This window comes from Microbacterium sp. H6 (assembly GCF_003314775.1).
GTDB classification, from domain to species: Bacteria; Actinomycetota; Actinomycetes; order Actinomycetales; family Microbacteriaceae; genus Microbacterium; species Microbacterium oxydans.
In genome coordinates this window covers 48,597-59,326 of the sequence record NZ_QOAY01000112.1, presented here as the reverse complement: position 1 = coordinate 59,326, position 10,730 = coordinate 48,597, and the positions used below count along the sequence as shown (strand labels likewise).

The following is a 10,730-nucleotide window of genomic DNA, read 5'->3' as shown; positions in this document are numbered from 1 at the left end:
TGCCCTTCGACGAGTCCCTGCTCGACGGCGTCGATGCGCACGAGCCGGTGGGCAGCGCCCAGGCCGCTGACATGCAGGAGCTCCGCGAAGCGGCGGTCTCCGAGATGGCGGCGAAGGAGGAGCGGGCCCGGCTCCGCGCCGACCGCCGCTGAGACGGAAGTGGGGGATGCGGGAGCCCGGCCGAGCCGGCTCCCGCATCCGCGCGGTCAACCGCTCTTGCGTCGGAACTCGCGCCGCGTCTGCGGGGCGTTCGCACTGTGCACGGCGGAATCGCCGTCGAGGTGTGCCTCGCCCTGCCGGTGGTGCGCGTTCTTCTTCTCGAGCGCTTCCTTGAACTTGCGCTTCATCTCCTCAGAAGAGGAGGCGCCTTCTTCGGTGCTCATGACCCGAGCCTAGGGCACGTGCCCGGGTGGGTCACCCTCTGGAGCGGCGCACGCACAGGTCGATCAGCGCCCCGATCCCGATCGCGAGCACGATGGAGACGGGCACGGCCACGAGCGGACCTCCGGGGACGAGCGTCGCGACAGTTGCGCCCACCGCGGCCTGGTACAGCGCCCACCCGGTCGCAGCGAGACTGACGAGCGCGAGGTAGCGCGGCGGGTGGACACGCGATGCCCCGGCGACCAGATTGATCGCAAGCCGCGCGAACGGCACGAACCTCGCGGTGAACAGCACCGTGGCCATCCCGCCGTCCAAGCGGCGGCGAGCCCAATCCAGAGCCTGGAGCACTCGTGGTGCCCGCATCCACCGCCAGCGCTCGGTGCCAACCGACCACCCGATGAGGTAGCAGCAGGCGTCACCCAGAGCAGCGGCGACGGCGGCACACACGATCACAGCCCACAGGGGCGGGGAGCCCGTCGTGACCGCGATCGCACCGAGGGCGGTCACCGCGACCTCACCGGGCACCACGACGAAGAAGGCGTCCCCCACCACGAGCACGCTCATCAGGACCAGGCTCCAAGGGCCAGCGAGTGAGGCGGTCAGCAGATCCGTCGGCACGTCGCCCACTCTGCCCCCAGAGGGTGAACGGGAACCAAAGAACGGATAGCCGGTGACCCGTTCTCCAGCATCCGGTGAACATCCGGTGCAGAAGGGCGTCTGCGGGCGTCCCCGCTCGTACGGGCCGTCATCCTGGGCCTGTGAGAGTAGCGATCGTCACCGAGTCCTTCCTTCCGCACATGAACGGTGTCACCGGCTCGGTGCTGCAGATCCTGCGACACCTCGAACGGCGAGGGCATGAAGCTCATGTCGTCGCGCCCGCGGCCGTCGACGCACCGTCCGAGATCAGCGGTGCCCCCGTCGAACCGATACCGAGTCTCGCTCTTCCGGGGTACCGGCACGTGAGGGTGGGAACGTCGAGCGCTCACCGCATCGCCACCTCGCTCGCTCGCTTCCAGCCCGATGTCGTGCACCTCGCTTCCCCTTTCGCATTGGGGTGGCGTGGGGTGCTGGCCGCCGAGCGCCTGGATCTGCCGGCCGTCGCCGCCTATCAGACCGACGTCGCCGCATACACCGAGCGCTATCGGGTCGCGGCGACCACGGGCATCGCCCAGGCTCACATCGCCCTCCTGCATCGACGCGCCACCATCACCCTCGCGCCCTCCGCCGACTCGGCCAGGCAGCTCACCGCGCTGGGTATCGACCGCCTGCGTCGCTGGGGGAGGGGCGTCGACGCCGAGCGGTTCCAGCCGTCGCGACGCGACGGCGCGCTCCGAGCCGGCTGGGGCGCCGACGTCGTCATCGGCTACGTCGGACGTCTCGCGCCGGAGAAGCAGGTCGAAGACCTCGTCGCACTCCGCGGTATCCCCGGCACACGCCTGGTGATCGTGGGGGACGGGCCCAGCAGAGCGAAGGTGCAGGGACTGCTTCCCGATGCCCTCTTCCTCGGCCACCTCGACGGGGACGCGCTCGCCGCGGCGATGGCATCTTTCGACCTGTTCGTCCACCCCGGCGAGAGCGAGACATTCGGTCAGACCCTGCAGGAAGCCCATGCGAGCGGTGTCCCCGTGATCGCGACGGGTCGCGGCGGTCCGCTGGGTCTCGTGCGCATGGGCATCGACGGATGGCTCTACCGGCCGGGGGACCTCGACGATCTGCGGGGTCGGGTGTCCGACCTCGCCGGCGATGCGCGCAAGAGGCGGGCTTTCGGCGAGGCCGGGCGCGAAGCCGTGCAGGAGCGCAGCTGGGAGAAGGTATGCGACCAGCTCCTCGACCACTTCGACGAGGCGAGGACGCTGCATGCGGTGGACTCCCGGGCTCGCGCTCGTCGCCTCGTGCGCCCCGAGCCGCCCGCGACGATCGTCTCCCGTCGGTGGCGGCGCTACGTCGCGCTCGGTGACTCTCTCACGGAAGGGCTCTGCGATCCGGCACCCGATGGTGCGCTGAGAGGATGGGCCGACCGTCTCGCGCTCCTGCTCGCCGCGAGAGGAGGTCTGCACTACGCGAACCTGGCCATCAGGTCCAAGCGCGTCCGAGACGTCGCCGGACTGCAACTGGCCAGGGCACTCGAGCTTCGGCCCGACCTCGTGTCGATCCTGATCGGTGCGAACGACCTCGTGAAGCCCCGCGTCGATGTCACCGCGCTCGCCGCGGAGCTCGAGGACGCCGTGCGCCGGCTGCGGGGAATAGGGGCGGACGTGCTCCTCGTCACGCCCTTTCTCCCCGGCCGTCGCGCTGCGTCGATCTATACGCGGAGGTTCTCCGCCTTCGCCACCGCGTTGAGCGGGATCGCCGCCCGCACCGGCGCGATCCTGATCGATACGGATCTGCACCCCTCGCTGGCCGAGCGCGCGAACTGGGGCGAGGATCTGGTCCACCTGAGCAGCCGGGGCCACCGTTTCCTCGCCTACCGTGGCGCCGAAGTGCTCGGTGTCCCCGATGCCGATGCGCTCGGGGTGCTCGACGCAGCGATGCACGACCATGAGACCATCGGCGCCGGTGTGTGGTGGCGACGGCATGCGCTTCCGTGGGTCTGGCGCCGCCTCAACGGTCGCGCGGCGGGTGACGGGAGGATCGCGAAGCACGATGGCTACGTGTACCTCGGTCGGCCGGCTGCGGCGTTCGCTGCGGTCGTGCCCTGAGACCCCGCTCGCTCAGCGCCGACCCATGCCGTGGTACTGCCAGCCGGCGGCGCGCCACGCGGTCGAGTCGAGGCAGTTGCGGCCGTCCACGATGACCCGGCCCCGTACGAGTGCCCCGGCGTGCTCCGGCGAGAGGTCCCGTCGATACTCATCCCACTCGGTGACGACCACGACGGCATCGGCCTCCCGCAGCGCCTCGTCGCGGTCACGGGCGTAGCCCAGCTGCGGATGCGCTTTGGCCGCGTTGTCGACGGCAGCGGGGTCGGTGACCACGACATCAGCGCCCAGACCGCGAAGACGCACGGCCACGTCGAGGGCCGGTGAGTCCCGGATGTCGTCGCTGAAGGGCTTGAACGCCGCTCCCAGCACGGCGATCCTGCGACCGAACACCAGACCGCCCAGTGCATCCACGACGAGCTGCACGGCTCGATCGCGACGCCGGAGATTGATCGTGTCGACTTCACGCAGGAAGCCGACCGCCTCGCCGCGGCCCAGCTCTTCCGCCCGCGCGGCGAACGCCCTGATGTCCTTGGGCAGACAACCGCCGCCGAATCCGATGCCCGCGCCGAGATAGCGCCGCCCGATCCGTGTGTCATGGCCGAGCGCATCGGCGAGCAGAGCGACATCTGCGCCGGACGCCTCCGCGATCTCCGCCATCGCGTTGATGAAGGAGATCTTCGTGGCGAGGAAGGCGTTCGCCGCTCCCTTGACCAGTTCCGCGGTCGCGAGATCCGTCACCAGGAACGGCACCCCGCTTTCGACGGCGGCACCGTACACGTCACGGAGGATCCAGACCGCGCGCTCGCCGGCGGCATCCGACTCGGCACCCACGACGAGACGGTCCGGTGTCAAGGTGTCGTGTACGGCCCAGCCCTCGCGGAGGAACTCCGGATTCCAGACGAGCGTCGCACCCGTGGGGGAGATGCGAGCGGCGAGCTCGCCTGCGGTGCCGACGGGAACGGTGGATTTGCCGGCCACCACGTCTCCTGGGCGCAGGTGGGGGAGCAGATCGTCGACAGCCGCGTCGACATAGCGGAGATCTGCGGAGTGCGCACCCGGGGCCTGTGGGGTGCCGACAGCGAGGAAGTGCACGTCTGCGCCCCCGGCATCGGCCATCCGCGCGCTGAAGCGGAGCCTTCCGGTCGACAGGCCTTCCGCGATGAGCTCGGCGAGTCGTGGTTCGAAGAACGGCGCAGCGCCCGACGCGAGCGCGGCGACCTTGTCCCGGTCGACGTCGATGCCCACGACGTCGTGTCCCAGGGAGGCCATGGCGGCGGCATGAACGGCTCCGAGATATCCGCAGCCGATGACGGAGAGGCGCATGAACCCACCACAGCCGATGCCCCCCTCGCTTCGGCATCCACGGGGTGAACGTGTCGTGGCCGGTCGATGTCGGATCCGCGTCGCGCGCCGACTCGCAGGATTCGAGGTCCGCGCTGATAGAGTGGATGAGGTTGATGTCTGTCAACCGCACAATTTCATATCGACTCATGGAGCGATCGGCGGAGAAGCTGGTCCCCTGTGGTGGGTTCCTCGGCAGATGTCGGGTGGCTTTCTACTGGTGGCCAGCGCAGGCGAGATTCGCGGGAATGCCCGCGCGCCCGAACCCTTCCGTTCCGCTCCTTTGAACATGCTCGCGCATCACATGGATTCGCGAGTCTAAACAAAGAAGGAGAGACCTCTTGGAAGGTCCTGAAATCACCGCCACCGAGGCCGTTCTCGACAACGGCCGCTTCGGCACCCGCACCATCCGCTTCGAGACCGGCCGCCTCGCGCAGCAGGCTCAGGGCGCAGTCGCCGCGTACCTCGACGGCGAGACCATGCTCCTCTCGGCCACGAGCGCAGGCAAGCACCCGCGCGAGGGCTTCGACTTCTTCCCGCTGACGGTCGATGTCGAAGAGCGCTCCTACGCCGCCGGCAAGATCCCCGGCTCGTTCTTCCGTCGTGAGGGTCGTCCCTCCACCGAGGCGATCCTCGTCTGCCGTCTGATCGACCGTCCGCTGCGTCCGTCGTTCGTCGACGGCCTGCGTAACGAGGTCCAGGTCGTCATCACCGTGATGTCGATCGCTCCCGGTGAGTTCTACGACGCTCTCGCCATCAACGCCGCATCCGCGTCGACCCAGATCTCGGGTCTCCCGTTCTCTGGCCCCGTCGCCGGTGTGCGCCTCGCGTTCATCCCCGGCCAGGGCGAGCACGCCGACCAGTGGGTCGCGTTCCCGACCGCCGAGCAGGTCGCGGAGGCCGTGTTCGACCTGATCGTCGCCGGTCGTGTCGTCACCAAGGCCGATGGCACCGAAGACGTCGCGATCATGATGGTCGAGGCTGAGGCCACCGAGCACAGCTGGAACCTGATCAAGGCCGGCGCCACCAAGCCGAACGAAGAGATCGTCGCTCAGGGTCTCGAGGCCGCGAAGCCGTTCATCGCTCAGCTCGTGAAGGCTCAGGCCGAGCTCGCCGCCACGGCGTCGAAGGAGCCGGGCGTGTACCCGGTCTTCCCGGCGTACAGCGACGAGGTCTACAGCTTCGTGTCCGAGCGTGCGTTCGCCGAGCTCAGCGACGTCTACCAGATCGCCGACAAGGTCGAGCGTCAGACCGCCGACGACGCGATCAAGGACCGCGTGAAGGCGGAGCTCATCGAGGCCACCGAGGCGGGTTCACTCCCGGCCGCAGCCCCGCTCGAGTTCTCGGCCGCGTACAAGTCGGTCACCAAGCGGATCGTCCGCGGTCGCATCCTCACCGAGGGCGCTCGTATCGACGGTCGTGGGCTGGCGGACATCCGTCCGCTCGACGCCGAGGTGCAGGTCATCCCGCGCGTGCACGGCTCTGCGATCTTCCAGCGCGGCGAGACCCAGATCCTGGGTGTCACCACGCTGAACATGCTCAAGATGGAGCAGCAGATCGACTCGCTGTCGCCTGTGACGAGCAAGCGTTACATGCACCACTACAACTTCCCGCCGTACTCGACCGGTGAGACCGGCCGTGTCGGTTCGCCGAAGCGTCGCGAGATCGGGCACGGCTTCCTGGCCGAGCGCGCCCTCGTGCCGGTGCTGCCGAGCCGCGAGGAGTTCCCGTACGCGATCCGTCAGGTGTCCGAGGCGCTCAGCTCCAACGGTTCCACCTCGATGGGCTCCGTCTGCGCGTCGACCCTGTCGCTGCTGAACGCGGGTGTGCCGCTGCGCGCTCCCGTCGCCGGTATCGCGATGGGTCTCGTGTCGGACGAGGTCAACGGTGAGACCCGCTACGCGGCTCTGACCGACATCCTGGGTGCGGAGGACGCACTCGGCGACATGGACTTCAAGGTCGCCGGAACCAGCGAGTTCGTCACGGCCATCCAGCTGGACACCAAGCTCGACGGCATCCCGACGCAGGTTCTCGCCGGTGCGCTCACCCAGGCTCGTGAGGCTCGTCTGACGATCCTCAACGTCCTGAACGCTGCGATCGACGCTCCCGACGAGATGGCGCCCACCGCGCCTCGCGTCATCAGCGTGCAGATCCCGGTCGACAAGATCGGCGAGCTGATCGGCCCGAAGGGCAAGACGATCAACGCGATCCAGGATGAGACCGGCGCGCAGATCTCCATCGAGGAGGACGGCACCGTCTACATCGGCGCCACCGACGGCCCGTCGGCTGAGGCCGCTCGTGCCCAGGTCAACGCGATCGCCAACCCCACCAACCCGGAGGTCGGGGAGCAGTTCCTCGGCACCGTCGTGAAGATCGCCACCTTCGGTGCGTTCGTCTCGCTGCTCCCGGGCAAGGACGGCCTCCTGCACGTCACCGAGGTGCGCAAGCTCGCCGGTGGCAAGCGGGTCGAGAACGTCGACGACGTGCTCTCGGTCGGCCAGAAGATCCTCGTGAAGATCACGAAGATCGACGACCGTGGCAAGCTCTCGCTCGAGCCCGTCCTCGACGACGCTCCTGCCGCTGAGGCTGCCCCTGCAGAGGATGCAGCCGCCGAGTAAGCGTGACGTTCGAACGGAACCCGGGCCTCTTCGCGAAGAGGGGGCCCGGGTTTCGTCGTCCAGTGGTGTGACCAAATCGTTATCCGGTGTTTCCGCGCCGTTCCCCGGATTGGTCGGGGCGTCCGGGGAATTCGCTTACTCTCGAAGTACGCACCGGGGGGTGCAGATCCAGCAGGTACGCAGGTCGGCACGCACCGATCGACGCGGGGGTGAGAGAGAATGCGGTTGTTCAGCGTAGGCGCAGGAGCGTCTGAGGAAGGCGCCAAGCAGGGCGTTGCCGAGCATCCGTCCGCGCCCATCCCGATCGTCGGACCGGGGATAGGGGAGTCCATCCGCGTCGCCCTGGGCGAAACGGGTTTCGAGACGTTCCCGCTGATGCTCGGCGCGGCGGAGTTCGGCTGGAACGTCGATCTCGAGACCAGTCACGGCATTCTCGACCGCTATGTGGAGTTCGGCGGAAACGCCATCCACACCGCTGACGGCTTCTCCGGCGGACGCAGCGAGCACATCATCGGGCAGTGGTTGCGGTCGCGCGGTCAGCGCGAGCGCAGTGTCCTGAGCGTCCGCATCGGCGCCCACGCCGACAACCCGGGCCTCGGTTCGGTCAACCTCGTGCGTGCCGTCGAGGGATCGCTGACCCGGCTCGGTGTCGACCGCATCGATGTGCTCTATCTCGATGCCACCCTCGACGCGACGACCAACCTCGAAGACACCTTGGCGACCGTCGAATGGATGACGGATGCCGGGAAGATCGGTTCGGTCGGTGCATTCGGTTTCGCCCCGGAGCGACTCGTGGAAGCACGCATCCTGGCCGCGGCCGGTTACCCGCGCATCCAGGTGATCGACACTCCCTACAACCTGGTCCGCCGTCAGCCGTTCGAGGGTGATCTTCGCCTCGTGGCCGGTGCGCAGAACCTCGCCGTCACGCCGTCGCACGCGCTCGAGCACGGATTCCTGTCGGGTCGGCATCGCAGCAAAGCGCTCACGTCGCGCGGTGTGCGTGGCGAGCAACTGCGTGGTCATCTGAACCGCCGGGGGATCAAGATCCTGCGCGCTCTCGATCAGGTCGCCGAGGAAGTGAGTGCTCCTGTCGCGGCGGTCTCCATCGCCTGGTTGCTCGCTCAGCGCACGATCGCCGCGCCCATCGTCAACGCGTTCGCGAGCGATCACGTCGATGAGCTGATGCAGGGAGCGGGTGTCTCGCTCTCGCGCAGCCAGGTGTCCGATCTCACCCGGGCGGGTAACTGAGCTTCCAGCCGCCCGTGACATAGGGTGGAAGAGAGGTCCGGCGGATGCTGGCGATGAAGCGAGCGATTTGTGACGCACTACATTTATCTGGTCAGACACGGTGAACATCAGGATGCCGAGTACGGTCTCGCAGACGGACCCCTCTCGCCGAGGGGGCAACGTCAGGCGGAGCTGATCGCGGATCGGCTGTCCGGGCTCCCGCTCGACGCCGTCTGGCATTCCCCGCTGTTGCGCGCGAACGAGACGGCGCGGGCGATCGCGGCTCGTCTGCCGTCGGTGGATCCCGAGCCCACCGCGCTGCTGTTCGACTGCGTCCCGACCGGGATGACGGAGGAGACTCCTTCCGTGTTCGAGCCGTTCTTCGGTTCCGTCACCGAGGCCGAGATCGAGGCGGGGCGGGCGCAGATGTCCGATGCCGTCAATGAGTTCCTGGTGCGCAAGACCGGAGACGTGCACGAGGTGCTCATCACCCACAACTTCGTGATCTCCTGGTTCGTGCGGGAGGTGCTCGCCGCACCGGAGTGGCGGTGGATGACCCTGAACCAGTCCCATTGCGGGCTGACGGTGATCGCTCAGAAGCAGGGGCGGCCGTGGACGCTGCTCACGCACAACGACACCGGCCACCTTCCGGTGGAACTGCGCACCGGGATCCCCGATGCGCTGCTGGTCTGAGCGCCCTGCTCCGACGCGCCTCCGCGGTGTCGCGGAATCCGAGGTGTCTGCCCGCGCGCCCCTGACCGTGCGCTGTCGGCCGCGAAATAGACTGGATGCATGACCACGCAGGTAGCACTCGTCGGCGGAACCGGGAAGCTCGGCACGATCATCGGTGCGGTGATCGATGAGCTCGACGGGTTCGAGGTGAGCCGTGTGCTGACCTCTTCCAGCGATCTCGCGGAGATCGACGGTGCCGACCTGGTCGTCGATGCATCGACGCCGCAGGTGAGCATCGAGGTGGTGCGCGCAGCCGTCGAACGTGGCATCAACGTGCTGGTCGCGACCTCGGGCTGGTCGGCGGAGCGGATCGCGCTCGTACGTCCTCTCGTCGAGGCGGCCGGCACCGGTGCCGTCTTCATCCCGAACTTCTCTCTCGGCTCGGTCCTCGGGTCAGCGCTGGCGGCGGCCGCTGCGCCCTTCTTCGGCTCGGCGGAGATCATCGAAGCGCACCGCGAGACTAAGATCGACTCGCCGAGCGGAACGGCCGTGCGGACCGCGGAACTGATCGCGACCGCGCGCGCGGAGCAGGGGCCCGTCAGCGCACCGCATGCGGACCAGCGTGCCAGGGGGCAGCAGGTCGGCAGTGTGCCCGTCCACTCTCTACGGCGCCCCGGGGTCGTCGCCAAGCAGGAAGTCATCCTCTCCGGCCCGGGCGAGTCGCTCACCTTCACACACGACACAGTGGACTCGGCTCTCGCCTATGCCCCGGGGATTCGGCTCGCCGTGCCCTTCGCGCTGAAGGCCGACGGCGTGTTCGTGGGTCTTGAGCACATGATCGACATCGGCATCCGATCGTGATGTCGCGTATCGGCGTCGCGTTGATGGCCGCGGCGCTGCTCCTCTATCTCGCCGTCGCGATCTGGCTCGCGGTGATGCTCATCTCGGTCGGCACCGGCGTGTCCATCGGCATGGGGGTCACCCTGCTCGTGCTGGCACCGATCGGAGCATGGGCGCTGGTCCGGGAGATGATGTTCGGCTTCGGCGCCGATCGTCTGGGACGCCTCCTCGATGCGGAGGGCGGGATGCCTCCGGTCGAGACGGAACTGACGCCCAGCGGGAGGATCGCCCGCGCGGATGCCGATCCGCTGATCGCCCGGTACGCCGCAGAAGCGGATACGGCGGGTGACGATTGGCGGGCGCGCTATCGGCTGGGTGTGGTCCAGGACGCGGCGGGCCGCCGGAAAGACGCCAGGGCCAGCATTCGCGAGGCGATCCGGCTCTCGCGCCGCTGACCCTGGTGTCCTGAACGGATTCCGCGCCGCGATCAGGCGAGTGTCGCCTCCAAGGTGATATCGATCCCCGAGAGCGCCTGAGACACCGGGCAGCCCGTCTTGGCTCCGTTCGCGATCTCCTGGAACGCCTCGGGCGTGAGATTCGGGACCGTCGCATTGACGTTGAGGTGGCTGCCGGTGATGCCGACGCCCGGCTTGAACGTGACCGAGGCCGTGGTGTTGACGCGCTCCGGCGGAGTGCCGTTCTCGGCGAGCGCGTGGGAGAGCGCCATGCTGAAGCACGATGCATGCGCGGCCGCGATGAGCTCCTCGGGCGTCGTGGTCGTGTCGCTGCCCTCGCTGCGCGCCTTCCAGTTGATCGGGAAGGTGCCGAGATGGGACGACGAGAACGCGACCGTACCCGACCCCTCCATGAGCGATCCGGTCCAGGTGCTGGCGGCTTCGCTGGTGACAGGCATGATTCCTCCGGTTCTCGCACTGCGGGCGCAGCGTCGGCT

At 68.3% G+C, this 10,730-nt stretch carries 10 protein-coding genes; 6 read left to right on the top strand and 4 right to left on the bottom strand.

Annotation, left to right across the window (positions count from 1 at the left end; all coding sequences use genetic code 11):
• Nucleotides 1–206 precede the first annotated feature (206 nt).
• Nucleotides 207–383: a DUF5302 domain-containing protein gene (locus tag DSP71_RS22055; protein ID WP_017830923.1), complete on the bottom strand. Its 177-nt coding sequence runs from the start codon at nt 381–383 to the stop codon at nt 207–209.
• A 31-nt stretch (nt 384–414) separates the two neighbouring features.
• Entirely contained in the window at nt 415–999 is a 585-nt protein-coding gene (locus tag DSP71_RS07810; RefSeq protein WP_113680797.1) for a DedA family protein, read from the bottom strand.
• Nucleotides 1,000–1,139: 140 nt separating this feature from the next.
• Here DSP71_RS07810 and DSP71_RS07805 point away from each other — a divergent pair, with 140 nt between their 5' ends.
• Nucleotides 1,140–3,080, top strand: coding sequence for a GDSL-type esterase/lipase family protein (locus tag DSP71_RS07805; RefSeq protein WP_113680793.1), 1,941 nt, complete (start codon nt 1,140–1,142; stop codon nt 3,078–3,080).
• 12 nt (nt 3,081–3,092) lie between these two features.
• On the opposite strand, the gene DSP71_RS07800 is transcribed toward DSP71_RS07805, so the two are convergent.
• The gene (locus DSP71_RS07800; RefSeq protein WP_113680792.1) at nt 3,093–4,403 is read right to left on the bottom strand and encodes a UDP-glucose/GDP-mannose dehydrogenase family protein; all 1,311 of its coding nucleotides are present in this window, start codon (nt 4,401–4,403) and stop codon (nt 3,093–3,095) included.
• Between the two features lie 359 nt (nt 4,404–4,762).
• Between DSP71_RS07800 and DSP71_RS07795 the strand changes: the two genes are divergently transcribed.
• From DSP71_RS07795 to DSP71_RS07775, 5 genes are all read left to right on the top strand, one after another.
• Nucleotides 4,763–7,039: a polyribonucleotide nucleotidyltransferase gene (locus DSP71_RS07795; protein ID WP_046748310.1), complete on the top strand. Its 2,277-nt coding sequence runs from the start codon at nt 4,763–4,765 to the stop codon at nt 7,037–7,039.
• A 219-nt stretch (nt 7,040–7,258) separates the two neighbouring features.
• Nucleotides 7,259–8,287, top strand: coding sequence for an aldo/keto reductase (locus DSP71_RS07790; protein ID WP_218867343.1), 1,029 nt, complete (start codon nt 7,259–7,261; stop codon nt 8,285–8,287).
• Between the two features lie 69 nt (nt 8,288–8,356).
• Nucleotides 8,357–8,959: a histidine phosphatase family protein gene (locus DSP71_RS07785; protein WP_046748311.1), complete on the top strand. Its 603-nt coding sequence runs from the start codon at nt 8,357–8,359 to the stop codon at nt 8,957–8,959.
• Nucleotides 8,960–9,058: 99 nt separating this feature from the next.
• Nucleotides 9,059–9,799 carry a 4-hydroxy-tetrahydrodipicolinate reductase gene (dapB, locus tag DSP71_RS07780; protein WP_058630523.1) on the top strand — a complete coding sequence of 247 codons (741 nt, stop codon included), beginning with the start codon at nt 9,059–9,061 and terminating at the stop codon, nt 9,797–9,799.
• Nucleotides 9,799–10,233 carry a hypothetical protein gene (locus DSP71_RS07775; protein ID WP_113680791.1) on the top strand — a complete coding sequence of 145 codons (435 nt, stop codon included), beginning with the start codon at nt 9,799–9,801 and terminating at the stop codon, nt 10,231–10,233. Before dapB ends, DSP71_RS07775 begins: the two co-directional genes overlap by 1 nt.
• Before the next feature lie 32 nt (nt 10,234–10,265).
• Here the strand turns inward: DSP71_RS07775 and DSP71_RS07770 are convergent, their stop codons facing one another.
• Nucleotides 10,266–10,691: an OsmC family peroxiredoxin gene (locus tag DSP71_RS07770; protein ID WP_046748314.1), complete on the bottom strand. Its 426-nt coding sequence runs from the start codon at nt 10,689–10,691 to the stop codon at nt 10,266–10,268.
• Nucleotides 10,692–10,730: the final 39 nt, after the last annotated feature.

Excerpts from the sequence above, each read along its gene's own strand:
- DSP71_RS22055 (WP_017830923.1), bottom strand. The coding sequence starts at position 383 with ATGAGCACCGAAGAAGGCGCCTCCTCTTCTGAGGAGATGAAGCGCAAG.
- DSP71_RS07800 (WP_113680792.1), bottom strand. The coding sequence starts at position 4,403 with ATGCGCCTCTCCGTCATCGGCTGCGGATATCTCGGAGCCGTTCATGCC.
- DSP71_RS07790 (WP_218867343.1), top strand. The coding sequence starts at position 7,259 with ATGCGGTTGTTCAGCGTAGGCGCAGGAGCGTCTGAGGAAGGCGCCAAG.
- dapB (WP_058630523.1), top strand. The coding sequence starts at position 9,059 with ATGACCACGCAGGTAGCACTCGTCGGCGGAACCGGGAAGCTCGGCACG.
- DSP71_RS07775 (WP_113680791.1), top strand. The coding sequence starts at position 9,799 with ATGTCGCGTATCGGCGTCGCGTTGATGGCCGCGGCGCTGCTCCTCTAT.
- DSP71_RS07770 (WP_046748314.1), bottom strand. The coding sequence starts at position 10,691 with ATGCCTGTCACCAGCGAAGCCGCCAGCACCTGGACCGGATCGCTCATG.